Raw genomic sequence first — 23,149 nt, 5'->3', positions numbered from 1 at the left:
GCTCGTCAGGCTCATAACCTGAAGGCCGCAGGTTCAAATCCTGCCCCCGCAACCATCTTTACTTGCGAAGACCCCGCCCCCGAGGCGGGGTTTTTCGTTTGCGCGGAAATCGTAAGGATTCCAGCAAGATCGCCCTGAACGTCGATCTCCACCTTGCCCGCGACCGGCGTCAGCACAATCTGATCCACCAGCGAGCGAATGGTGTCGGCGGCCTCTATCCGCTTTCCCTCGTCTTCATCCTGAAGCGACTCGTAGAGCTGCTGGATGCGCTTGCGATATTGCAGCGCCATGCTCGGGTGGAGCAGTGGCGGTGGCTCGTCAGCTTCGGCTAGGAACAGTTCCAGATCGGCTTTTCTCGCCTCGAGCTTGTTGCTTCGCTCCTTCACCATTTCCACGGAGAGCGCGTCGCTCAGGTATAGATCGAGAATCTTTTCCAGTTCTCGGTTGATCTTGGTCAGCTCAGCCTCAGACGAGGCAATACTGGCGCGGCCTTCCATTCGCAGGCGGTTCATCTCTTGCGTGAACACCTCGCAGAAATGGGCGAACAGCTCAGGGTCAACGAGTCTGGTACGCAGCGCGTTCAGCACGCGCGATTCCAATTCATCACGGCGAATATTGACACGGTTGTCGCAGGTGCCCTTGTTGCGAGCCGTCGAGCATCCGATCAGCGTTGCCGAGATCGCGGAGTACCCGCCACCACAGCATGAACATTTGGTTAGGCCCGAGAAGAGGTATTTGGGACGCCGCCGGTGATTGACGGTGCGGACATCTGTGTTGCCGTTATCGTCGCGGGTGAGCTTGTTCTTCTCCTGCCGTGCCTTCACAGCATTCCAGAGATCGTCGTCGAGGATTCGGAGCTCTGGCGTCTCCTGGATGACCCATTCCGATTCCGGGTTGGGGCGCGCCTGGCGCTTTCCGGTGTTCGGGTCCTTTACGAAGCGCTGGCGGTTCCAGACGATCTTGCCGACATACATCTCATTATTGAGGATGCCGTTGCCACGCTTCGGGTTGCCGTTGATCGTGCTGAAACCCCAGTCGCCGCCCGAAGGGGCCGGAATGCCGTCCTTGTTCAGTGCAAAAGCGATGGTCTTTGCCGACTTACCGGCGGCGTAGTCGCGGAAGATGCGGAGAACGACGGCGGCCTGGTCTTCGTTGATGGTGCGGTCGCCGCGAATGGGTTCGCCATTGGCGTCCAGCTTCTTGACCACATCGTAGCCATAGGAATTGCCGCCACCCGATTTGCCAGCCTCGACACGGCCGCGCTGGCCGCGGCGGGTCTTGTCAGCAAGATCTTTAAGGAAGAGGGCATTCATCGTGCCCTTCAGACCGACATGCAGATGGCTGACCTCGCCTTCAGACAAGGTGAACATCTTCACATCCGCATAGGACATGCGTTTGAAGATACCGGCGATGTCTTCCTGATCACGCGAGAGGCGATCCATCGCCTCAGAGAGGATCACGTCGAACCGGCCACTCATGGCGTCGGTCATCAGGGCCTGGATGCCCGGACGGATCAGGGATGCTCCTGAAATCGCGTGGTCGGTATATTCTTCGATGACGTGCCAGCCCTGCTTTTCGGCATGGAGGCGGCACATGCGAAGCTGGTCGGCGATGGAAGCGTCGCGTTGATTGTCAGAAGAATAACGGGCGTAGATCGCGACTTTCAAAACATTGCTCCCATCCGCATCAGGAGGTGCGCTTCCTCCTTTGCCTGGACAACTTCACTTCCTCTGCAAAGCATTCCCGTGCCGCCTGCTTTGCCAGGATGCCGACCAGACGCAGAAGGCGAGGGTCGCGACTGCCGCACGGCGTAAACGTCAACTCCGGCGCGTCCAGCAGCAAAGATTCGAGCAGCGCTTCGCGCTCGGCTACTGTCATCTTTGCTGTGTTTTGTGGGGCTCGCAAGGTCATAACTGACAGCATTCGTCCCATGCCCGGCATTAGCAACGAAATTTGCGGGCGAACATTTGGCGGCGTTCAGTGTGCCAATGCGCGTTATGGCGTGCGGCGGCGTAACATGGCGTGCCATGGCAGAGTAAAATGACCTGTCGGAATCGCTCGCTGTCGCCGTCATCTTTTGCCTCGTTGCTGGTCCCTCGGAAGCTGTTGCTTGCAAATGAGACTTTATCGTATTGTAATTAGAGATACAAGGCGCTATCTTCCGACTAAGGAGACTCGCCATGGGCAACACTGCCGAACGCAAGGAATATCCGATCTCGATGCGTCTGCCCGAAGCGGATGTTGCCATGATCGATCGCGCCGCCAGCCTGCGCGGCCGCTCGCGCACCGATTTCGTGCGAGATGCCGCTGTGCGCGCGGCCGAGGAGGTCGTCATGGAGCAGGGCCTGATCCGGATGAGCCCGGAAGGCTTTGCTCAGTTCATGGATGTGCTGTCGCGCCCGGCCGCTCCTGTTCCGGAGATGGTTGAAGTGCTGAAGCGGCCTGCGCCGTGGGAGCCCGGCTACGCGGCGAAGCGGTAACCCCTTGCTGCTTTCAGGACCCGAGCCGCTTTCCGCCGATCACGATGTTTCCCAGTTTTCCTGTGGCAAGCCGACGCTCGACCACTGGCTGAAAACCCGAGCGCTCTCCAATCAGCAGAAGGGCTTTACCGCCGTTCTCGTCGTGCATGAGGCAGGGCGTGTGGTGGGATATTACGGCCTTGCACCAATAGCCGTTGTGCCATCGGTGCTACCGCGCTCCATCCGGACGGGGCAGCCGCCTAATCCAATTCCCTGCATGCTGCTTGGTCAGCTCGCGACCGACATCGGCTCCGCCGGGGTGGGCATCGGGACTGGCCTTGTGAAGCATGCCCTCCAACGCTGCGTTCAGGCCGCATCGCTGATCGGTGGGCGGGCATTGATGGTCAACGCCGTCGCCGGGGAGGCTGCCGAACTCTGGCAGCGCCGAGGATTTGAGCCTACCAGAGATGATGAACTGGTCCTGTTTCGCTCGATCAGCGATATTGCTGCGTCGCTCCGTGAGGCTGGAAGGTGAATAGCCCCATGTTTGGTGGACGTCTTCCTTGCTAAATTGAGGCAAGGACCTGCGCCGAACATTTAAGACGGTGACCGGCAAGGCGAGGATCTCGAAGGAAATCCGCGACCGCCTCCATAACCACGCGTTGCAGGATGCCAGCTGCGAGAAGCATGACTGCTAGGCACTACATGGTGGAAAAGCGCGCCGACATGACGAAAAGGGAAAAGTTCGTCTCCGCCACGCTTGCCAAGAAGTGCCGGAAGGGCATGCAATAGCCCGGCGTTCGACGGCACTCAGATCCTGTCTGAAAACCGATCATAGGCATCGATCCGCCTAACCGGGGGATCGACCTCATACCGATAGATTTCCGTTCTCAAGAACCGTAGTTCGGCCTCGCACTGAGCCTCGGGAACGTCAATATACCAGGCGCGCGGCTGCGGGCCGGGATCGCCGTTCCAGCGGTACCCCCGCGCTTTAAGGACATCCTTGAGGTCAAAGGGCGCGTTCTCCGCCCAGATTCGCCAAGAAACGGTACGAGCGCCGTCCAGGAGACGGCTGAGACCTGTAGCGCCAGATCGGGGCAGCCACATCGCCAACAACTCGACCGTAGCAAGACAGTCGTGCATCGCGCGGTGGCGGTCGTAGAAGAAGCCGGCGGCCTGAGCGAGATAGGCGAGTTTCGTGCCCTCGAACCCCTCTGCTGCCCAATCGATCTGGCTGAGCGAGCATGCCCACGGCTTCGTCGAGAACACGTCGTTGAATCGTTCAAGGAAGCGGCGGTCGAACGCCGCATTGTGCGCGATGACGAGCGAAGCCGGCGCTGCGAATGAGGCTACCGCTGCGGGATCAACAATCTGGCCGGCCACCATCTCGTTGGTGATGCCCGTGATCGCGGTGATTTCCGGGGCGATAGGCTTGCTCGGCTGACGCAGCCCTTGGAAGCTGTCGCCCACGCTGAAAATGGTGCCATCCAAGCCGTAGTTGAATGGTGTCATGGCGAGTTCGATGATCTCGTCGCGCTGAGGGTCGAGCCCCGTGGTCTCCACATCGACCACCAGGCCGAGGCGCAGCGGCGTGCCTGGCGGAGGAACGATGCGAGGGCGCGGTTTGAGACGCCGGATGACCCGGTAGTCTCCCGTGACCTCCAGCGCCTGCGCCAGGGTCTCCAGATGGTCAGAAGATGTCATCGTCTGACGCTTCGTTTACTGCCATCGGCTCCCCTCCAGCGGTATCGGCCGGAGCGAGTCGAATGTCGGCGGCTCGACCTTCTTCGTGGAACCACAAATCGACCACGGCGGTATCGTCGCTGCGCGGCCGCGGTGATGCCTCCCGCACCTTGAATGTCGTCGGGAGATTGACCGATGTTCCGAACACCAGCGCGTGCTGCCGAGGCAATGACGGCAAACGCTTCAAGGCCGAATCCGAGATGAACGGCGTCATCTGCCGAATCTGAGAAAGATCGTCGGGGTTCTGGATGCGGTGAACCAGGAAATTGGAGCACTGGCTGAGAACCGTCTTGGACAGCTCACTCGGGCGTTGTGATGCCAAGAGCACGAACATGCCGTATTTGCGTCCTTCCTTGGCGATGCGCTCGAATATCTTGGTTGCGTCGATGGAAAACCGGGAGGGCGTAGAGGCAATATACCTGTGAGCCTCTTCGAGGAGCAGGTGTATCGGGAAGCGGTTTCTTGGTTCCGCATGACGAAGAAACCGAAAAAGCATGCGTGCGATGACCGCACTGACCAGCTCAACGATTTCATCTTCGACGGAATTCAGATCAATGATAATGACTTGATTGCGTTTGGTGAACGCTTCACCAACAGCCCTTTCCAGACCGACGATGTTGGTCAAGAACTCCAGATCGCTTACAGCCGCACCAACGTCAGCTCCTTCGTGACGTAAAAAGGCATATTCAGTCCTCTCTTGGAGAGATCTGAGCCGCGTGACCATGGACGAGCAGTAATCTCGGATTTGACGGTTGCCGTGGGCCTCCTCATAAAGGATCGCGAAATCCAGACATTCGTGCAGCTCATCGAAAGAGAACGGCGTCCGATTGTAGGCTGGTAAGGGAGCATCCTTCTGGAGCTTCTTCCTTACTTCATCCAGAAATGCCGATTGGTTGTTGCCAGAAAAATTTCCGTATTGAAAATTCGGACTGAAGCGGTTCAACAACGCCATATTCAGATCGTTCGTCGGATACTTCTGAAGAAGAGAAACGACGCGCTGAAACTTCGACACTGGGGAGTCGCCATCCGCACCTCGAAAGCACTCGATGATGCAAGTGGCGACAAAGTGCTCGCGCAGAGCCAGAGCGTCTGGCGTGTTGGCATGAAAGAGACTTGTCAGACCTAACGCCGTCCGAAGGACCGGCAGTTGCGTTCGCTCGCTCGCCTGCAAAAGCAGTTCCCATTCTGCCATTTCCAGGAACCAGTGCGGCATCCGAAAGCCAGCGGTCGTCCCATCAAGGGTTACGCGATGGACGCCGATGCCGCCGTCTTTTGCCAAAGGAGCAAGCGCCTCGTGATACTCGCCATTCACGTCGAAGACGATAAACGTCGCTCCGCGAGCGTGATGTTCGTCCGGCTTGTCGAAAAGAGACTGTAGTACCGAGGCGACCGTGCATGACTTGCCGCTGCCGGTGTTACCCAGGACGGCAACGTGGCCACCGAAGAACTCGTTCAGACGGACTTTGACGTCGTAGTCCTCGAACACCACGGACTTGCCGATTGGCAGAACCCGGTAGCGCGTGGCGCCTTCTGGTTGGCAGACGCCACCATCCGGGCCGATTGACGGCACGACGGCCGCCTCGGTCTCGAAGATGCGATCGAGTTCGCCGTCCAGGGCATAGAGTGCGTCCGCATAGAGGGACGGGAAAACCGACACACCGAAGCGGAACGCGTCGCCGCGCATCGGCAACATGCCGACGGGCACCACATCCAGATATTTTGAGGAGCCAGCCCGGTCGAAGTCGCCCCGCTCGGACGGCGTGCTCGCATCGCGTTCACGCAAGCCGACAACCTCGACCACGACATATTCCGACTGCGACGGAATCATCAGGAATGATCCCAGCCGCGCCACATAATGCACGTCGTCGAAGCCGACGACCGTGAAATTGTCGGTGCCGACGTGCATCTCGACGACAAAGCGGTCGGCCGCGACCGAGACCACCTTGCCGATCGCCCGCTTGCGATCGTCGTGGCTCATGCCTCGCCATCCTTTGTCTCGTCGCCCCTTTTCGGCGCCAGCTCCGACAACACCTTGCGGACGGCGTCATCAATCCTGTCGCTGGGGCGCTGGGGCATGAAATGCTCGACGATCATGTCGAAGTAGTGCGCCCTCGTCCCCGCGGTAGGACCATTGCCTCCAATGATCCAAATGCGCGGATCGCGCAGCGCCCGCAGCTTGGCGATCTCGCCGTCCGTATCCGGCGCCGCGAAGATCACCAAGCGGAAGGTCGGGATCGTTAGGGCCTGGTAGATGATGTTGTTCAGGTGCTCATCGCCGAAGGCGTAGCCGGCCGTGATGAGAACGCTCTGCTCGCGCACGATCCGGGACTGAAATTCCCGGAACAGGTCTGCGTAGGGCGAGCCGAGCGAAGAGTTCTGCTTCGCCGGCGTCGGATAGATCAGCATCTGGTTCGTGGATTCCGGTGGCCAGACTTCCTTGATCGGGAAGAGGCCATGATCGTCCTCGGTCCAAGTGACCGAACCATGCAATTTGCAGAGATAGACGAAGGCGTCGACGGCGGTCCATTTGCGGCTGGCGACGTCGAGCTGCTCGGCCAGAGCATAGCGGAAGATCGCCGGGTTGAAGCGGCGTTCTACGACGCCGGAAAAACCGTTGGCATAGGGAATGCCCAGGCGATCCATCGCCAATTCGCTGAAATGATCGTAGTTGGTCGTGAACACCCAGGGCCGGGGCAAGGACCGATCGCGTAGGACCAGTTTCTTGTAGAAACGCTCGTAGAGGTCGCGCACGGTCGTGTCGCCCTCCGTGGCGAAGGCCCCTTGGGTGACACGGGTCCATAGGAAGTCCTGGACCTTCTTGATGATGCCGTCGAGAACAGCGCGATAGGGGTGAAGATCGGGATTCTCGCTCTGGCGCAGCACGAACCGTTGCGCGAACAGCACCTCCATCAAGCGTTCCAGGTTACGGCTGTAATCCTTCGCGAGGTCGACCCCGAGCGCATCGAGATAGTCGAGTTCGTCTTTGGTTAGCCGCCACGGCGCCGGTACAGCGCCGGCTGTTGGCGGATCGCTGTAGAATCCCGCCGCGCGTGCCTCGATGGTTTCGCCGCAAAACTCCTTGGCCAGCGGCGCCATGGTCGCAATGCCGAGTTCCTTTTTGTCCTTCATCAGGGAAGAACATCCGGCGCCGAGCAGAAATGCGATGTTCTTGGCGTTCATGGCCTCGGAAATCGCCTTGCGGGCGCTCTCGATCCCCTTGTTCCAGTCCAGTTCAGATGGCTCGGCATCGCCGTCCCGCAGAAACTGGAATTTTCGCTCTTCTTCGACTTCGCTCATATACCCCCGGTCCTCCCAGTTTCTTACTTGGCTGCTCTGTTCGCGCGCGCGGCTATATCAGCGCACTGCGCCATGAGCGCTTCGAACGGCTCCTCGTCGTCGAAGAGCAGTCCATCCTCATCCATGCGGGCATAGTCATCCTCCAACGCCTTCGCGCCATCGCCGACCGGCACGAGTTGCAAGCCGCCGCTGACAGCCGCTGCATAGTCGATCGGCGTGCGGTCGGCGGCCTTCTCTGCGAAGAACATCGACTTGTGCCGAGCGACAGCGTTGGCCAGGTCGCGATCGGCAAAAGCGGCTTCCGCGAAGCCGGCTTCGTCCAGTCGGACAACATCGTGCCAATGTCGCGCGAAGCGGTCGCCGCGCAGCCGCTCCTGGAGGCAGAAGACGTGGATGGCGGTCGCCTTCTCCCAGAACGTCCGCTCCGCGTGCATGACGCGCGGCCGCGCAGTCGGGAAGAGCAGCCCCTCGATCAGGCCGGCAGCATCACAGACGATGTCGCGCAGACTCGCCGGTTCGCCCGTCGAGCGCGCGCCGAACTCCAGCATGACGCTTGGAGCCACATAGCCGGACCCGGCTGCGGTCGCCTCATAGTCGATGAAGAGCTTCTCATCCTCGACGCGGACGGCCGCCGCCAGACCTTCGACGGCCAGTGCGGTCTCGATCACAGGCTGCACGGTTTCCGCGACCCATGCCGGTAACCGCCGACGGACCTCGCTGGACCAGCGCTTTTCCTCGCTTCGTGTCTTCGGCAGACCCTCGCCATTGTCCCCAACCAGATCGGGCGCAATCGCCCGAATGTCGTAGGTCAGATCCACGTCCTCCGAAAACCGGCGAATGACCTGATAGGCTTTCGACAGCGACGTGCCACCCTTGAACACCAGATGCTCGCCGAGCGGTGCCGCGTAGAGCGTCGCCAGCGCCCACACCACCCACACATCCTTTTCGAGAAGATGGGTGGGACGACCCGAACGGTCGGCGACGACGCTCAACGCGTCACGCCGATCCTCGGCCGAAAGCTGGAGGAAAACGTCAGCCATAGGCCGCCTTTCCGACGCTCTGCGCGAGCCATGTCGGAAGCTGCGGCGCGGCGGCGACCAGTTCGCCGAACACGCCGGGCGGCATCTTCCGCTTCAAGGTCGTGAGCGCGGCCTCCGCCTTTTCGGGGCCGAGCCAGGCCAGCGCCCGCACGGCCTCGCCTGCGGGGCGGTTGGCCAGGGCCAGTTGCCAGCGCGGCGCGTGCCGCAATTCGACGACCTGCTTGCCGAGGTGTATCTTTCGGCTGCGTCCGGAGGTCAGATAGACCGAGCGGACGGGCACCTGCGTCGTCAAGCCAAGCGCGTTCGCCGCGGCGGCTCCGTTCGAGACGATGATCTCCCCTTTTTGGGTCGCGAGGGCCTCGACAGCCTGCTCGACCGAAGGTGCGCGCGTGCCAAACCGACTGGCGATGGGGCGCAGATAGACGCCACGACCGGCGCGGATGAGCTGCCCGCGCTCGGACAGACGCGACAATGCCTGATCCACGGCCGCCCGGTTTCCGAGGTGGAGCAGGCCCTTGGCGGACACGGGCATCCCTTCGGGAAGTCCCGTCGCATGTGCCAGAATCTGTTCGGTCAGCCGTGTCATCGTCTTTCTCCTGTTGGAAATATACGCGGGTTTCTGACAGTTTTCAAGGAAGCGCAGGGGAACATACCGAATAGGGGGAAAGCCTTCCCCTGCGGCCGAGCCTTGGTCTCTACCTACCCCTTCTGCGGGGAGATCCCCGCAACGCCCCCTTCAGAGTGAGAGTGCGGACGGATTTTCCGTGACGGGTTAAGAGCTGGAGGAGAGGCTTCCGGCACCCGTCGCGGAGATCATCCCGATGGCCAGACAGGGTCGTAACCTCGCGGAAGGTGGCGCGCGCAGCAACCTTTACGACGACATCACCAACAAGATCATCGCCGAGCTGGAGCAAGGGCGGTTGCCATGGGTCCAGCCCTGGGGTGCGTCGCCTGATACCGCCCCGCTGGGCCTGCCGAGAAATGCTTCAACCGGCCGGTCCTATTCCGGCATCAATATTCTCATCCTCTGGGGGGCTGTCATCCAGCATGGTTTCCCCGCTCAGGCGTGGCTGACGTTCCGCCAGGCGCTTTCGCTTGGCGGCAATGTCAGGAAGGGCGAACGTGGCACGACTGTCGTTTATGCCGACCGTTTCACCCCCGAGGACGAGAAGCGCCGTGCCCGCGAAACGGGTGAGGATGCGCATGCCATTCCGTTCCTGAAGCGGTTCACGGTCTTTAACGCCGCGCAATGCGATGGCCTACCCGATGAGATCACGGCAGTCGCGCCGCCACCGCCGCCGGGCCTTATCGAACCTCAGGTCGAGGCGTTGATCCGGGCCACCGGCATCGACTTCCGTATTGGCGGCAATCGCGCCTTCTATATGCCGTCGCTCGACTATGTGCAGGTGCCGCCTCCGCAAGCCTATTTCGAGCCGATCAACTGGCACAGGACGGCCCTGCATGAACTGGGGCACGCCAGCGGCCATCACAGCCGCCTCAACCGCGATCTGACCGGCTCGTTCGGTTCGAAGAAATACGCCTTCGAGGAGATGATTGCCGAACAGACCGCAGCTTTCAGTTGCGCCGCGCTCGGGATCGTGCCGACCGTCCGCCATGCCGATTACATCGGATCGTGGCTGGAGGTCATGCGCGAGGATTCCCGCGCCATTGTCCGCGCGGCCTCGCAGGCCAGCAAGGCGGCGGACTGGCTGCTGTCGCATCTGCTTGCCGAAGACACCGGGGAGTCGGATGCGAGCGAAACCGACCGGAGGGCGGCGGCATGATCCTCCTGACAGGCGCACAGCACGACCGCCTGCTGGCCAATGGTCGCCAGCGCGATCAAGATCACATTCCCGGTCGTGAAGTTCTTCAATCCCATCGGTGAAGGCGTCTGGCTTGCCACCGAACTGGATGAGGATGGCGACATCATGTTCGGTCTGGCCGATCTCGGCTATCCCGAACTGGGCTCGTGGAGCCTTAGCGAGATGCAGTCAGTCCGGCTGCCCTTCGGCATGGAGATCGAGCGCGATCTGCTGTTCACCGGCGATTTCCCGATCTCGGTCTGGGCCGAGGCCGCCCGCGAGACCGGCAGCATCCGCGCCGCCGAGCGTCTGCTCTACCGCGTCGGTGCGAGCTTTTCCCGCACATCCGCCGATACAGAAAACCGGAGTGCCTGATTTCCGGGTTTCAGGTTCTGCGGCTGGCGTCGCTCTCTTCAGAGGAAGAGGGCGGCGCTTCGCTTCGTGACGGGCTGATAGCCGGAGAGAGAGGCTCACCGGCGTCCGTCATGGAGTCACTGACATGGCCACTGCCGTTCAAAAGATCACCCTGTCATCCTCGCGCGACATTCCCTTCAACAAACTGGTGCTCAGCCAGTCCAACGTCCGGCGCGTCAAGGCCGGGATCTCTGTTGAGGAGCTGGCCGAGTCTATCGCCCGTCGCGGCCTGATCCAGTCCCTGCATGTCCGCCCGGTCGTGGATGCCGAGGGCAAGGAAACCGGCATGTTCGAGGTGCCCGCCGGCGGTCGCCGCTTCCGGGCGCTGGAACTGCTGGTCAAGCAGAAGCGCCTCGCCAAGATCGCGCCGGTCCCGTGCGTGGTGTCGGAGGCCAGCGCCGATGTGCTGATCGACGAGGTATCGCTCGCCGAGAATATCGAGCGCGCACCGCTGCATCCGCTCGACCAATTCCGCGCCTTCCAGGCCATGCGCGAAAAGGGCATGACCGAGGAAACAATAGCTGCCGCCTTCTTCGTGGACTCCAAGGTGGTGAAACAGCGCCTGCGTCTGGTTTCCGTCTCACCGGCATTGCTCGACGTCTATGCCGAGGACGGCATGACGCTGGAACAACTCATGGCCTTCAGCGTCAGTTCTGACCATGCCCGTCAGGAGCAGGTCTGGGAAGCGATCAGGGATGGCTGGCAGAAGGAACCCTACCACATCCGACGCCTGCTGACCGAAACCACAGTCCGCGCCGCCGACAAACGGGCGGTGTTCGTTGGTATCGATGCCTATGAAGAGGCTGGCGGCTGCGTGCTGCGTGATCTCTTTCAGCAGGACGATGGTGGCTGGCTGCAAGATCCGGTGCTGCTCGACCGGTTGGTGGGCGAAAAACTGAAGGCCGAGGGCGAAGCCATCGCCGCCGAGGGCTGGAAATGGATCGAGGTCGCCATCACCTTCCCCTATGGTCACGACCATGGCCTACGCCAGATTGTCGGCACCACGGTCGATCTGAGCGAAGAGGAACGCGCCACCCACGAAGCATTGCGCGACGAGTATGACCGGCTTGAAGTCGAATATGGCGAGGCGGACGAGCTGCCTGACGAGATCGACGCCCGCTTGGGTGAGATCGAACTGGCTCTGGAAACCTTCGAGCGCCGTCCGATGACCTTCGAGCCGGACCAGATCAGCATGGCGGGTGTCTTCATCAGCATCGACGCCGATGGCGCATTGCTGATCGAGCGCGGCTATGTTCGCGCCGAAGATGAAACGCCTGCGGAACCGGAAGCTGAAATCGTTGACCCGGAAACCGGCGAGGTGATCCAGCGGGCAGAACCGGAGGTAAGCCGCATGGGTGCAGTTATCACGCTGGGCGGCCAGGCGGTCGAAACTGAGGAGGAAGACGAGGCCGACATCATCAAGCCGCTGCCCGATCGCCTGGTCAGCGAGCTGACCGCGCATCGCACGCTGGCGCTGCGGGATGCGGTGGCAGTAAACCCGCATGTCGCTATGACGGCACTGCTGCACAGGCTGGCCATGGATTGCTTCATGCCGCATTCCAGCAAGGGATGCCTCGAAGCCCAGGTCCGGGAGGTTCATCTGCCCGCACAGGCCGAGGATCTGCGCGACAGCGCGTCGGCCAAGGCTATCGCTGACCGCCACGAACGCTGGCGCGATCATGTCCCGGCAGACGATGCCGCCCTCTGGGATTGGCTGACCGATCTGGACGATGGGTCGCGCATGGAGTTACTCGCCCATTGCGTCAGCTTCGGTGTCAATGCGCTCTATGAGAAGCCGAACCCTTACAGCGGCACGGGCGTCAGCCAGCACGGGCTGGACATCCGCCTGTCGCAGGCTGACCGGCTGGCCCGTTCGACCGGCCTCGACATGGTGGCCGTGGGCTGGCGGCCGACGGTCGGCAATTATCTCGGCCGCGTGACCAAGCCGCGTATCCTTGAAGCTGTACGTGAAGGGGCCGGAGACCGGGCCGCCGAGTTGATCGGACATCTCAAGAAGGGCGACATGGCCAAGGAAGCCGAACGCCTGCTGGCGGAAACCGGCTGGCTGCCTGAGCCGCTGCGCATGGCGGACGAGGGTATCGAAGTCGACCCGGCATCGGGCACTGCGGCGGAAGCCGACAATCTGCCCGATTTCCTCTCCGGCGATGGCGAGGACGACCCCGCTGACGATGAGGAAGAACAGCATATGGTCGCTGCTGAATAGCACTCATGCGGGGCGGCTTCGGTCGCCCCGTTCTAACCGCTCCGTTTCCGTAACTCGCCCGATCCTCGTGATCGGGCTTTTTCTTTGGAGAGCCGCCATGGCTGCCAGCATCGACGTTGATGAAATATTTGCTCAGGATCGGGAAAACCGTCCGCTGGAGCGTACACTGCCCTGGGAGGAAAGCCGCGACGGCATGACCGTTGTTGTGGAGCCAAAGCCCCATTGGGCCGAAGATATGCGCGTTTTCCGGCTCGATGCCCGTGAATACTGCCGCTATGCCGAATGGACTGCCCATGGCGGCCGTGCGCGCTTCTATGGTCACATCGATACATCGGGCGACGATCTGATGATGAAAGCCCGCGCGATGGTTGCCCGCGAAATTGCCGATGGGCTTTGGAGCTGAAGACCCGATCGCAGGGTCTCTGGCCGTGAGGATGGGATGTCTGCACCGGACGGGCCCAATCCGGCTTCACCATGCAATCCGCCATCCCGATCAGGACAAGCGGCAGCCATCTCTGGCCTGAAGGAACACGATCCTGATGCCAGCATGGTGGCAAGGCTGACGCGGCAGAGCATCTGCGACGGGTATCCGGCATCCTGTCAGATGCGAAAAACCACCCCCGCTTCCATTCGCAAACCTTGGTCCGATCCGTCTCTTTGACATTCAACCCCAAAGGGGTCGGCTTACGCGCGCGTGCCGCCCTCGGGGATTCGGGAAAAGTCCGAACGCCCTCGGGTGATTGCAGATCCGGTCAGACACTTCGGGCGCCTGTCGCGCGGGGGATGGTCCCCCGCCTCCCAAAGACAGGAGCCGGAACCCATGTCCTATGCAGATGCCACCGCCTTCGCCGCCAGCCTTGCCGCCACGCTGATGGTTTCGATCGTTGTGTTCCAGGCCGGAGACGGCACCCACGCCGCGTGCCCTGCCGCCGAGTTCGACGGCGACGACGACATGGTGTAGCTGGAGCTGGACCCGTGGGAATAAGGCGCGAAAGCGCCTCATCCCCGACGGCCCGAGCGCGGCAGCCCGCGCTTCGGGCCTTCAGCGCGTCGCGATGGTTGCCCATCGCCGACGGCGGAACCGGGCTGCCCCGGTCAGAGAGGAAGAGTGCGGGCCGTTCGGCCGTGACGGGTTGAGGGTCGGAGAGAGAGGCTCACCGGCGCCCGTCATGGAGTGACCCCGATGACCTTTGTCCGTTCCGAAACCTTCCGTTCCATCGGTCAGATTCTGGCTGTCGATGTTCTGCCCGCGCTTTATCGAGCGCAAAAGCTGCCGCTTCGCATCTCTTGTCTGGGCGTCGCCAACTATGACGCCAGTGACGCGGCGAACAGCTTCGACCGCATGATCCCGCTTGGGGAATGCCCGTCACCGGAAGAGGCCATCCAGGCCGCCGCCTTGCGCGTGGCGCGCGGTGATATTTGCACGGGGCCGGACAGCTTCCCATATTTTCAGCCGCGCATCATGCTCATTCAGGACCGAGATCAGCGCCTGGTCCTCGCCGGTGAAATCCGCGCCGGCATTATCCTCTGGCAACAGCCAGTCGCATCCGATGCCGAGGCACGCAGGATCGTGACCGAGGCCAGCCGCCTGCGCGGTATGGCATTCCGGGCCTCGGACCCCGGTGATGCGAGACGGCTGCGTTACCGCGCCGCTGCGCTGGAAGCCCGGTTGGTCGATCCCAACTGGCGCGAACACGCGGCCGATCTGCTCCGCCTGCCGCAGGCCGCCTGAGCTTCACCCATTCCGTCCCATTCGGCTCGGCCATACGCCGGGCCATGTCATGTCCGGAGACCGTCATGGCCGACTATTACACGCACTTTTCCTGCCTGCTCGAAGTGGGCACCCCCGCAAACGCCGCTCGCGCACTCGATCTCTACAACGCTCTGTCGGATGAAAATGCTGCCGAAGACCCGCCCTCGGACGGCTTCCTGCTATCGATCCAGCCCGAACATGGCGGCACGCAGCTCTGGATGCGCGATGACGTCACCGGCGATCCCGAGCATGTCATCCAGTTCGTCAAGCGATGCGCCGCCGAGTTCAGCCTGACCGGTTTATGGGGGATGCAATACGCAAATAGCTGCTCGAAGCCACGCATCGACGGGTTCGGCGGCGGGGCGCATGTCCTTGATCTCGCCACCGGCGAGACAGTGGACTGGATCTATACCGATGGCTGGCTTTCCTCGGTTCTGGAAGGGAGAGCCCCCTATGCCTGAGGTCATCGAAACCACCGTCTATCGCCTCAACGAATTGTCTGATGCGGCAAAGGACAAGGCCCGTGCTTGGTATCGTGAGGGCGGCTTCGACTATGACTGGTACGATGCCGTCTATGAGGATTTCCAGCGCATCGCGGAAATCCTCGGGTTGAACCTCAAGACCCGCACCGTCCGATTGATGGGCGGCGGCACCCGGCAGGAACCCTGCATCTGGTTCCGCGGCTTCTGTTCACAAGGTGACGGTGCGTGCTTTGAATCGTGGTATTCCTACCGGAAACATGCTCCGCGCCTTATCCGGGAGCACGCACCGCAGGACACCGAATTGCATCGTATCGCCGATGCCCTTCAGGCGGTCCAGCGCCGCAACTTCTATCAGCTTCGCGCCGATGCCAGCCATCGCGACCATTATTATCACGAATACTGCATGTCGATCACGGTCGAGCGCGACAGCCCGACCTGGCAGGACATGACCGCTGATGCCGAGGAGGCGGTCATCGAGGCGCTGCGCGATCTGGCCCGCTGGCTCTACCGCCAGCTTGAGCGCGAGTATGATTATCTGTCCTCGGACGAGGCTGTCGATGAAACCATTGCCGCCAATGAATACACCTTCACCGCAGCTGGTCGCCGCTTCGGATGATCCCGAGAAGACACTGACAAGCGCCCCACCGTCCGGTCGGGGCGCTTTTTTTATGCTGCGCTTTGAGAGTCAGAGGCGGGCCGGAAGGGGTTAAGTCCGGGCGGTCGAGAGAGAGCGCTGTTCGGACTCTTCCATTTCTGCTCTCCTGAGGTTTCCGACATGAACATGGTGTTTCCCGTGGCCGATCCGGTCACGCCACTGGCGGCTGCGCCCGCGATTCTGGCTGCGGCTAATCTTTTGCTTCCGTCTCTCGAACGCGGTGAACGCATCGATGCCGCCACCTTGCGCCGTGCTATGGAAACGGCCTTCGTCGCGTCCGACGCTACTGGCGTCTGGGACTGGAAGCTGGCCTATGAGGCGTGCGAAGTCGCTACCGTCCTTTTCTTACGCAAATACGGAAAGGCGCTTTTCCGTAAAGCCGCGTCTCCGGCGGCACGCATTTCCGTGCTGGCAAAGATCGCGGCGCTGTTGCCCACGCAGACCCGGCGTTCCGAGGAAAGCCAAAACCTCCAGCAATTTTCGACGCCGATCCCGCTCGGCCTTACCGCTCTGACGGCTGCCGCGATTACGCCCGATGACAGGGTGCTGGAACCATCGGCGGGCACCGGCCTTCTGGCGATCCTGGCGCAGACCATCGGTGGCTCGCTGATCCTCAACGAACTGGCCGAGACCCGCGCCGATCTGCTTGCCCAGATCTTTCCGGCTTTTGCCGTCACCCGCTTCGACGCCGCCCAGATCGATGATCATCTGGCTCCGGATGCTGTCCCGTCCGTGGTGCTGATGAACCCGCCATTCTCGGTCATGGCCAATGTCAGCGGGCGTGTCGCGGATGCGGCCTATCGCCATGTTGCCGCGGCACTGGCCCGTCTTGCTCCCGGCGGGCGGTTGGTGACGATCACCGGCGCTGGCTTTGGCCCCGAAGCTCCGGCATGGCGGGACGCCTTCATCCGCTTGCAGGCCCGTGGCCGCGTGGTGTTCAGCGCTGCCGTCGATGGCGCGGTCTATGCAAAGCACGGCACCACGATCGACACGCGGCTGACCGTGATCGACAAACTGCCCGCCGACGATCCCGCCAGTTTGCCGGCTTCGCCGGGGATCGCGCCTGATGTTGCCACGCTGATCAGATGGATCGAGGAACAGGTTCCGCCGCGCCTGCCAGTGTCATTGCCGAAGATCGTGGTTTCCGCTTCGGCCACCGCGCCGAAGACCGTGCGGGGCTATCTCGCACGCTCGGCGGTTACGCGATCTGTCGCTGCTTCGGCCAATGATCCTGATGGCGTCGAACTCGCCTATGAGACCGTGGACTGGACGCCACCGGAAGGCGCTCGCCTGTCCGACGCGATCTATGAGGAATATGCGCTGCAATCGCTGCGTATCGCTGGTGCACAGCCGCATCCGACCAAGCTGGTGCAATCCGCCGCCATGGCCTCCGTCGCACCGCCCAAGCCGTCCTACCGGCCCATGCTGCCGCCCGACATCTGCGCGCGTCTGTCGGACGCCCAGCTTGAAACGGTGATCTATGCAGGTGAAGCCCACGCCGATCATCTCGCCGGCGCCTGGACCGTGGACGAGCATTTCGACAATGTGAGTGCCGCGCCCGAGGATGCTGCCGGATCGATCCGCTTTCGCCGGGGCTTCATGCTCGGTGATGGAACCGGCGCCGGCAAGGGTCGCCAGTCCGCCGCCATCATTCTCGACAACTGGCTTCGCGGTCGGCGCAAGGCGATCTGGATCTCCAGATCCGACAAGCTGATCGAGGACGCGCAACGCGACTGGTCGGCGCTCGGCATGGAACGGCTGCTGGTCACGCCTCTGTCACGCTTCCCGCAGGGCAAGCCGATCACGCTGTCGGAAGGCATCCTTTTTACCACCTATGCCACGCTACGCTCCGACGACCGGGGCGAGAAGGTTTCCCGCGTCAAGCAGATCGTCGAATGGTTGGGGTCCGATTTCGATGGAGCCATTATCTTCGACGAGAGCCATTCCATGCAGAATGCCGGTGGCGGAAAAGGTGAACGCGGTGATGTCGCCGCCTCGCAGCAGGGACGTGCGGGCCTGCGGCTTCAGCACGCGCTGCCCGACGCCCGCGTCGTCTATGTCTCGGCGACTGGCGCCACCACCGTCCATAATCTCGCCTATGCTCAGCGCCTCGGCCTCTGGGGCGGTGAGGACTTTCCGTTCCAGACCCGCGCCGAGTTCGTCGAGGCGATCGAATCCGGTGGCGTTGCGGCGATGGAGGTCCTGGCCCGCGACCTGCGATCTCTCGGCCTCTATACCGCCCGCTCACTCTCCTATGATGGCGTCGAATATGAACTGATCGAGCATCAGCTCACGGACGAACAGCGGCACATTTACGACTCATATGCTGCCGCCTTCGCTGTCATTCATGGAAACCTGGACGCGGCGATGGAAGCCGCCAACATCACCGGCAGCGATGGGACGCTGAACCGGCAGGCCAAATCCGCCGCCCGTTCGGCCTTTGAAAGCACCAAGCAGCGCTTCTTTGGCCATCTGCTGACCTCCATGAAAACCCCGACCCTGATCCGGTCCATTGATGCCGATCTTGAAGCGGGCCATGCGGCCGTCATCCAGATCGTCTCGACCGGCGAAGCGCTGATGGAACGCCGGCTATCCGAGATCCCCACCGAGGAATGGAACGATATTTCCGTCGATGTCACGCCGAGGGAGTATGTCGGCTCGTATTTGCAGCATTCCTTCCCGGTGCAGCTCTATGAACCCTTCTCCGATGGCGAGGGCAACCTGTCGTCACGCCCCGTCTTCCGCGATGGTCAGCCGGTGGAATGCCGCGAAGCCGTGGCGCGGCGCGACGAGATGCTGGAGCAGCTGGGTTCGCTTCCGCCTGTCCCCGGAGCGCTCGACCAGATCGTGCAGCGCTTCGGCACGGATATGGTGGCCGAGGTCACAGGCCGCTCACGCCGGATCGTGCGCAAGGGTGACGGGGTATCGGCACGTCTTGCGGTCGAGAACCGTGCGCCTTCTGCCAACCTTGCCGAGACCTCGGCCTTCATGGATGACCAGAAGCGCGTTCTGGTCTTCTCTGATGCCGGTGGCACGGGGCGCAGCTATCACGCCGAACTCTCTGCGAAAAACCAGCGGCTGCGCGTGCATTACCTGCTGGAACCTGGCTGGAAGGCCGATGCCGCCATTCAGGGGCTGGGCCGCACCAATCGCACCAATCAGGCGCAGCCGCCGCTGTTCAGACCCATCGCCACGGATGTCAAAGCCGAGAAGCGCTTTCTCTCGACCATCGCCCGCCGCCTCGACACGCTGGGCGCGATCACACGCGGCCAGCGCCAGACCGGCGGTCAGGGGCTGTTCCGTCCAGAGGATAATCTGGAATCCGCCTATGCTCGCGATGCGTTGCGCCAGCTCTATCTGCTGATTGTGCGCGGCAAGGTCGAGGGATGCTCGCTCGAACGGTTTGAATCCGCAACCGGCCTGAAGCTGATGGACAGCAATGGTGTGAAGGACGAACTGCCGCCGATCACCACCTTCCTCAACCGCCTGCTAGCATTGACCATCGAATTGCAGGGCATCCTGTTCGCCGCCTTCGAGCAGCTTCTGCAGGCGCGTATCGACGGGGCGATTGCATCCGGCACCTATGATATGGGGCTGGAAACGCTGAAGGCCGAAAGTTTCATCGTCACCGACCGGCAAGTGATCCACACCCATCCGGGCACCGGCGCGGAAACCCGGCTCCTGACGCTCACCGAGCGCAAACGCAATCAGCCGGTTACGCTCGATGCGGCCCTCGCGGAACTGGATGATCCCCGCGCAAGATTGCTCATCAACGAGCGATCCGGTCGCGCCGCCGTGCAGATCCCGACCACCAGCGTCATGCTGGATGATGGCGAGATCGAACGGCGCGTGCGGCTGATCCGTCCCATGGAGGCGATGAACATTCCGGTGCGGGCGACGGGCGAGACCCATTGGATCGAGGCTGACCGTGCCGCCTTCACCACAGCCTGGAAGGCGGAACTGGCCCAGGTGCCGGAGTTCACCGACAGCATCCTGCATATGGTGACAGGGCTGCTTCTGCCGATCTGGAAACGCCTGCCGCAGGACTCCGCCCGCGTCTATCGGCTCCAGACCGACGAGGGCGAACGCATCATCGGTCGCCGGGTATCGCCGGCCTGGGCCGCCAATGCTTCGACCAGTGGCGTCACCAACAGCCTGACACCGGATGCCGCCTATACCGCGCTGATCGAAGGTCGCACGATCCTTGATCTCGCCGAGGGGCTGCAATTGCGCCGCGTCCGCGTCATGGGCGCCAACCGGATCGAACTGACCGGCTTTACTGACGCGATGCGCGAACGGCTGCGGGCCTATGGCCTCTTCAGTGAGATCATCTCGTGGAAACTGCGCTTCTTCGTGCCCGTCGATGCAACAGGACCGGAGATCACCGGCAAACTGCTCGACCGCTTCCCGGCCCTGCGCATCGGTGAGCGGGAGGCCGCATAATGGCGCGTCTCAACGCTTCCGAACTGGCGCAGCGTCTCGGCCGACAGGCCGAGGCGGTGTGCCGTCACTATCTGTCGAATGGTCGCAAACAGGGCAATTACTGGCAGGTTGGTGATGTCCGAAACACGGCTGGCCGCTCCATGTTCGTCCGGCTGCACGACAGCGTGAAAGGCATTGCCGGTAAATGGCAGGACTCGGCCACGGGTGAATATGGCGATCTGCTCGATGTCATCCGGGATTCGCTCGGTCTGATCGACTTCGCCGACGTTGCCGAAGAAGCCCGGCGCTTCCTCACCCTGCCGCATCCTGAACCGCAGCCGCCATCCCGTCCGTCCCGAACGCCAACACCATCGAGATCATCCGAGGCCGCACGCCGCCTCTGGCGCATGACCCAGCCGCTGATCGACAGTACCGCAGAAGCGTATTTACGCGGACGCGGCATTACGGATTTACGCCAGACCACAAATCTGCGCTTCCACCCCAACTGCTACTGGCGGCCCGAGGATGATGGCCCGACGCAAGCCTGGCCCGCCATGATCGCCGCCGTCACCGACCTCAATGGCAGGATCACCGGCGCACACCGCACATGGCTGGCCCCGGACGGTTCCGGCAAGGCGTCTGTCGATCCGCCGAGGAAGGCAATGGGCGACCTGCTCGGACATGCGGTTCGTTTTGATGATGCGCAGGATGTCATGGCAGCGGCGGAAGGTATCGAAACCATCCTGTCGCTGCGTCAGGCTCTGCCCACCATGCCGATGGTTTCCGCACTCTCGGCCGGACACCTCGCCGCCATCCTTTTCCCGCCGCAACTGCGCAGGCTCTATATCGTCCGTGACAACGATCCGGCAGGTGACAGCGCTCGTGATAGCCTGATGGACCGGGCGCACGAGGCCGGGATCGAGGCCATCACACTCTCGCCCATGATGGGGGACTTCAACGAAGATCTCGCAACTTACGGGCTGGATGCCGTTCAGGCAGAGATCCGGGTGCAAATCGCTCCCGAGGACGTCAGCCGCTTCATGGCTTCAATCGCATAGCCGGCACGGGGCCGTGATCGGGGCGTTCCGATCCCGTCATGCGCATTGGCTGCATCCTGTCATCAGCAGAGGACTGCGCCTTGGCCTTCCGAGAGGGCGATCGGCCCACAAACGCTCCGGTCAGGCAATGGCGGCGCCCGACTGATTTCCGTCGGCGGGCAAGCCGGCCTTTACAGCGCGAAACAAATCAGCCGGGCTTTGCCATCAAGACCCTCGCCAGAGGCTCGCGCTGCCAGACCGGAGCGCCCGTGGGCGTGTCTCGCCATGAAGGCCGCGACGGTCGCGGTCCAACTGACGGAAGCATCCCATGTACGCGCACGACGATTTCGAACCCGAGCACAGGACGTCCCCGACCGGCCACGCCATCGAAGAACTCGAACTCTACGGCTACCGCCCCTCCGAAGACGAGGCCGACCCCCGGATTACACCCGAAGATCACGTCATTCAGGGCGCAGTCTCCGACATCTTCGACGCCCTGATTTCCACCATGGCCGACACCAGCCTCGATTTCGACCTCGACGAGATCCTCTGGTCCACCGTCAACACCTTTCACCGCGCTGTCGAGCGGATCGAACGCAAACTCGACGATAACGAGCAGGCACAGAAGCGCCTTCAGCGCGAACAGGATGGCAGCGAGGTCAAATCCGTCCAGCTCGAAACCCTGATTGGCGCGGGCCAAAGCCTGATCGAGCGCCGCGACAGCATGGAAACCTTCCGCGATACCGCCGCCGACATCTATCTGCGCACCACCGGAATGCCCTGGTCGCAACGCTCCGGCTCACGGGTCAACCATCGCCAGATGACCTCGGCCATGATCGACAGCCGCGACTTCATCGCCGCAAAACGCCGGGTCGACAACGAGGTGCTGCTGCCCGCCGGACCGAAGATCGCCTTTTCGGGCGGTGACACCACCGATCACCGGACGATCTGGGCCAAGCTCGATCAGGTCCACGCCAAGCACCCGGACATGGTGCTGATGCACGGCGGATCACCCAAGGGCGCGGAACGCATCGCGGCCACTTGGGCCAATAACCGCAAGGTCGCACAGGTCGCCTTCAAACCCGACTGGGCAAAACATGCAAAGGCAGCACCCTTCAAGCGCAACGACCAGATGCTCGGCATCATGCCGATCGGGGTCATCATCTTCCCCGGCACGGGTATTCAGGACAACCTGGCCGACAAGGCCCGCAAGATGGGCATCCCGGTCTATCGCTTCGGGACCGGCAGCGCGTGAGCGCTGCCTGTTCAGCATAAGCACTACTGCAATAGCGCCAGGTCGTCCCAACGAATTCGGACATAACGGCCTGAGCGCTTTGGCAATTGCTTGCGGCTGACCATTCGCCCGGAGACCTGGAATTCCGCATTAATTTTGACCACGAGCAGCTTGCTGAAATGCCTTGATGTATCCACCATCACCACGTCTTTGCTCTTGAAAGGAGTGATGGTTTTGATCTCGACATGATCATTTTCGAGCCTGCCGTCCGAACCTTGCGCGTAGGTCTTGTTCAACTTGATGCCGTAGGTGATGGCACCGAACAGCTCACCGATGTCGCCATACACAGATAAATGCAGGCCCGTCTCCAGATGGTAGCTCTCAGCGAGTGAGATCAGGTCCTCAAAATACGGGATCATTGATCGGATGGCGTTTGGATACTTCGCTCCCCATTCCTTGTGACGAAGCTGTTCGTCAATGTCTGACCATGTCACCCATTCGCCGTCATCATAAAATGCCCGATCTGACCAATCAGGGCAATCGCATATGGCTCACGCGAGTAAGCCATTGAGAACGTTTCGGAGAAA

20 protein-coding genes and 1 pseudogene are annotated in these 23,149 nt (G+C 61.9%); 13 read left to right on the top strand and 8 right to left on the bottom strand.

The genetic code is table 11. The features are described 5' to 3' along the window. Positions 1 to 11: 11 nt before the first annotated feature. A complete protein-coding gene (locus ACODTZ_RS35160; RefSeq protein WP_405048969.1) occupies positions 12 to 1,667 on the bottom strand; it encodes a recombinase family protein in 1,656 nt (551 codons plus the stop codon). Between the two features lie 19 nt (positions 1,668 to 1,686). Further along, positions 1,687 to 1,878: a hypothetical protein gene (locus ACODTZ_RS35155; RefSeq protein WP_489031826.1), complete on the bottom strand. Its 192-nt coding sequence runs from the start codon at positions 1,876 to 1,878 to the stop codon at positions 1,687 to 1,689. 302 nt (positions 1,879 to 2,180) lie between these two features. On the opposite strand from ACODTZ_RS35155, the gene ACODTZ_RS35150 reads away from it, so the two are divergent. Together ACODTZ_RS35150 and ACODTZ_RS35145 are read left to right on the top strand one after the other, a co-directional pair. Further along, positions 2,181 to 2,480, top strand: a complete 300-nt coding sequence (locus ACODTZ_RS35150) for a type II toxin-antitoxin system TacA family antitoxin (protein ID WP_010335689.1) — start codon at positions 2,181 to 2,183, stop codon at positions 2,478 to 2,480. Positions 2,481 to 2,484: 4 nt separating this feature from the next. Beyond that, positions 2,485 to 2,994, top strand: coding sequence for an N-acetyltransferase (locus ACODTZ_RS35145; protein WP_309589503.1), 510 nt, complete (start codon positions 2,485 to 2,487; stop codon positions 2,992 to 2,994). A 275-nt stretch (positions 2,995 to 3,269) separates the two neighbouring features. Here the strand turns inward: ACODTZ_RS35145 and ACODTZ_RS35140 are convergent, their stop codons facing one another. Genes ACODTZ_RS35140 through ACODTZ_RS35120 form a run of 5 tightly spaced genes read right to left on the bottom strand, consistent with a single transcriptional unit; the run spans position 3,270 to position 9,125 of the window. Then, positions 3,270 to 4,163 carry a 3'-5' exonuclease gene (locus tag ACODTZ_RS35140; RefSeq protein ID WP_309589504.1) on the bottom strand — a complete coding sequence of 298 codons (894 nt, stop codon included), beginning with the start codon at positions 4,161 to 4,163 and terminating at the stop codon, positions 3,270 to 3,272. After that, the gene (locus ACODTZ_RS35135) at positions 4,150 to 6,180 is read right to left on the bottom strand and encodes an ATP-binding protein (RefSeq protein ID WP_489031823.1); all 2,031 of its coding nucleotides are present in this window, start codon (positions 6,178 to 6,180) and stop codon (positions 4,150 to 4,152) included. Before ACODTZ_RS35135 ends, ACODTZ_RS35140 begins: the two co-directional genes overlap by 14 nt. Then, positions 6,177 to 7,499: an SIR2 family protein gene (locus tag ACODTZ_RS35130; RefSeq protein ID WP_309589506.1), complete on the bottom strand. Its 1,323-nt coding sequence runs from the start codon at positions 7,497 to 7,499 to the stop codon at positions 6,177 to 6,179. The genes ACODTZ_RS35135 and ACODTZ_RS35130 overlap by 4 nt, the downstream gene beginning before the upstream one ends. 23 nt (positions 7,500 to 7,522) lie before the next feature. Continuing rightward, positions 7,523 to 8,539, bottom strand: a complete 1,017-nt coding sequence (locus ACODTZ_RS35125; protein WP_309589507.1) for a nucleotidyl transferase AbiEii/AbiGii toxin family protein — start codon at positions 8,537 to 8,539, stop codon at positions 7,523 to 7,525. Then, complete coding sequence (locus ACODTZ_RS35120) at positions 8,532 to 9,125, bottom strand: DUF6088 family protein (protein WP_009450572.1); 594 nt, start codon at positions 9,123 to 9,125, stop codon at positions 8,532 to 8,534. Before ACODTZ_RS35120 ends, ACODTZ_RS35125 begins: the two co-directional genes overlap by 8 nt. A 235-nt stretch (positions 9,126 to 9,360) precedes the next feature. Here ACODTZ_RS35120 and ACODTZ_RS35115 point away from each other — a divergent pair, with 235 nt between their 5' ends. The 11 genes and pseudogenes from ACODTZ_RS35115 to ACODTZ_RS35065 all read left to right on the top strand — a co-directional run bounded on the left by ACODTZ_RS35115 (position 9,361) and on the right by ACODTZ_RS35065 (position 22,583). After that, positions 9,361 to 10,323: an ArdC family protein gene (locus ACODTZ_RS35115; RefSeq protein ID WP_100237024.1), complete on the top strand. Its 963-nt coding sequence runs from the start codon at positions 9,361 to 9,363 to the stop codon at positions 10,321 to 10,323. Next, positions 10,320 to 10,716 (top strand): annotated as a pseudogene (locus ACODTZ_RS35110) (DUF2958 domain-containing protein). Before ACODTZ_RS35115 ends, ACODTZ_RS35110 begins: the two are co-directional and overlap by 4 nt. A 124-nt stretch (positions 10,717 to 10,840) precedes the next feature. Further along, entirely contained in the window at positions 10,841 to 12,979 is a 2,139-nt protein-coding gene (locus ACODTZ_RS35105) for a ParB/RepB/Spo0J family partition protein (RefSeq protein WP_309589508.1), read from the top strand. A 97-nt stretch (positions 12,980 to 13,076) separates the two neighbouring features. Continuing rightward, complete coding sequence (locus ACODTZ_RS35100; protein WP_009450568.1) at positions 13,077 to 13,382, top strand: hypothetical protein; 306 nt, start codon at positions 13,077 to 13,079, stop codon at positions 13,380 to 13,382. 417 nt (positions 13,383 to 13,799) lie between these two features. Then, positions 13,800 to 13,940, top strand: coding sequence for a hypothetical protein (locus ACODTZ_RS35095; RefSeq protein ID WP_489031819.1), 141 nt, complete (start codon positions 13,800 to 13,802; stop codon positions 13,938 to 13,940). A 222-nt stretch (positions 13,941 to 14,162) separates the two neighbouring features. Further along, complete coding sequence (locus ACODTZ_RS35090) at positions 14,163 to 14,711, top strand: hypothetical protein (RefSeq protein WP_309589509.1); 549 nt, start codon at positions 14,163 to 14,165, stop codon at positions 14,709 to 14,711. A 65-nt stretch (positions 14,712 to 14,776) separates the two neighbouring features. Further along, positions 14,777 to 15,193, top strand: coding sequence for a hypothetical protein (locus ACODTZ_RS35085; RefSeq protein WP_309589510.1), 417 nt, complete (start codon positions 14,777 to 14,779; stop codon positions 15,191 to 15,193). Beyond that, positions 15,186 to 15,830: a DUF8835 domain-containing pootine gene (locus tag ACODTZ_RS35080; protein ID WP_309589511.1), complete on the top strand. Its 645-nt coding sequence runs from the start codon at positions 15,186 to 15,188 to the stop codon at positions 15,828 to 15,830. The genes ACODTZ_RS35085 and ACODTZ_RS35080 overlap by 8 nt, the downstream gene beginning before the upstream one ends. A gap of 159 nt (positions 15,831 to 15,989) precedes the next feature. Further along, positions 15,990 to 20,312 (top strand): strawberry notch-like NTP hydrolase domain-containing protein, encoded by a 4,323-nt coding sequence (locus ACODTZ_RS35075; protein WP_309589512.1) that lies wholly within the window; start codon positions 15,990 to 15,992, stop codon positions 20,310 to 20,312. Next, the gene (locus ACODTZ_RS35070; RefSeq protein ID WP_489031816.1) at positions 20,312 to 21,349 is read left to right on the top strand and encodes a DUF7146 domain-containing protein; all 1,038 of its coding nucleotides are present in this window, start codon (positions 20,312 to 20,314) and stop codon (positions 21,347 to 21,349) included. Before ACODTZ_RS35075 ends, ACODTZ_RS35070 begins: the two co-directional genes overlap by 1 nt. A gap of 307 nt (positions 21,350 to 21,656) precedes the next feature. Then, positions 21,657 to 22,583: a DUF2493 domain-containing protein gene (locus ACODTZ_RS35065; protein ID WP_309589514.1), complete on the top strand. Its 927-nt coding sequence runs from the start codon at positions 21,657 to 21,659 to the stop codon at positions 22,581 to 22,583. A 23-nt stretch (positions 22,584 to 22,606) separates the two neighbouring features. On the opposite strand, the gene ACODTZ_RS35060 is transcribed toward ACODTZ_RS35065, so the two are convergent. After that, the gene (locus ACODTZ_RS35060; protein WP_309589515.1) at positions 22,607 to 23,056 is read right to left on the bottom strand and encodes a hypothetical protein; all 450 of its coding nucleotides are present in this window, start codon (positions 23,054 to 23,056) and stop codon (positions 22,607 to 22,609) included. Between the last annotated feature and the right edge of the window lie 93 nt (positions 23,057 to 23,149).

This window comes from Rhizobium sp. FG113, from assembly GCF_057809895.1.
Note: the sequence above shows the minus strand (reverse complement) of the source record. Positions and strands in the feature narration are given on the sequence as shown.

What these genes read in the sequence shown, in the direction of transcription:
- ACODTZ_RS35155 (WP_489031826.1), bottom strand. Translation starts at nt 1,878, where the DNA reads ATGACAGTAGCCGAGCGCGAAGCGCTGCTCGAATCTTTGCTGCTGGAC.
- ACODTZ_RS35150 (WP_010335689.1), top strand. Translation starts at nt 2,181, where the DNA reads ATGGGCAACACTGCCGAACGCAAGGAATATCCGATCTCGATGCGTCTG.
- ACODTZ_RS35140 (WP_309589504.1), bottom strand. Translation starts at nt 4,163, where the DNA reads ATGACATCTTCTGACCATCTGGAGACCCTGGCGCAGGCGCTGGAGGTC.
- ACODTZ_RS35135 (WP_489031823.1), bottom strand. Translation starts at nt 6,180, where the DNA reads ATGAGCCACGACGATCGCAAGCGGGCGATCGGCAAGGTGGTCTCGGTC.
- ACODTZ_RS35130 (WP_309589506.1), bottom strand. Translation starts at nt 7,499, where the DNA reads ATGAGCGAAGTCGAAGAAGAGCGAAAATTCCAGTTTCTGCGGGACGGC.
- ACODTZ_RS35125 (WP_309589507.1), bottom strand. Translation starts at nt 8,539, where the DNA reads ATGGCTGACGTTTTCCTCCAGCTTTCGGCCGAGGATCGGCGTGACGCG.
- ACODTZ_RS35120 (WP_009450572.1), bottom strand. Translation starts at nt 9,125, where the DNA reads ATGACACGGCTGACCGAACAGATTCTGGCACATGCGACGGGACTTCCC.
- ACODTZ_RS35115 (WP_100237024.1), top strand. Translation starts at nt 9,361, where the DNA reads ATGGCCAGACAGGGTCGTAACCTCGCGGAAGGTGGCGCGCGCAGCAAC.
- ACODTZ_RS35105 (WP_309589508.1), top strand. Translation starts at nt 10,841, where the DNA reads ATGGCCACTGCCGTTCAAAAGATCACCCTGTCATCCTCGCGCGACATT.
- ACODTZ_RS35100 (WP_009450568.1), top strand. Translation starts at nt 13,077, where the DNA reads ATGGCTGCCAGCATCGACGTTGATGAAATATTTGCTCAGGATCGGGAA.
- ACODTZ_RS35095 (WP_489031819.1), top strand. Translation starts at nt 13,800, where the DNA reads ATGTCCTATGCAGATGCCACCGCCTTCGCCGCCAGCCTTGCCGCCACG.
- ACODTZ_RS35090 (WP_309589509.1), top strand. Translation starts at nt 14,163, where the DNA reads ATGACCTTTGTCCGTTCCGAAACCTTCCGTTCCATCGGTCAGATTCTG.
- ACODTZ_RS35085 (WP_309589510.1), top strand. Translation starts at nt 14,777, where the DNA reads ATGGCCGACTATTACACGCACTTTTCCTGCCTGCTCGAAGTGGGCACC.
- ACODTZ_RS35080 (WP_309589511.1), top strand. Translation starts at nt 15,186, where the DNA reads ATGCCTGAGGTCATCGAAACCACCGTCTATCGCCTCAACGAATTGTCT.
- ACODTZ_RS35075 (WP_309589512.1), top strand. Translation starts at nt 15,990, where the DNA reads ATGAACATGGTGTTTCCCGTGGCCGATCCGGTCACGCCACTGGCGGCT.
- ACODTZ_RS35070 (WP_489031816.1), top strand. Translation starts at nt 20,312, where the DNA reads ATGGCGCGTCTCAACGCTTCCGAACTGGCGCAGCGTCTCGGCCGACAG.
- ACODTZ_RS35065 (WP_309589514.1), top strand. Translation starts at nt 21,657, where the DNA reads ATGTACGCGCACGACGATTTCGAACCCGAGCACAGGACGTCCCCGACC.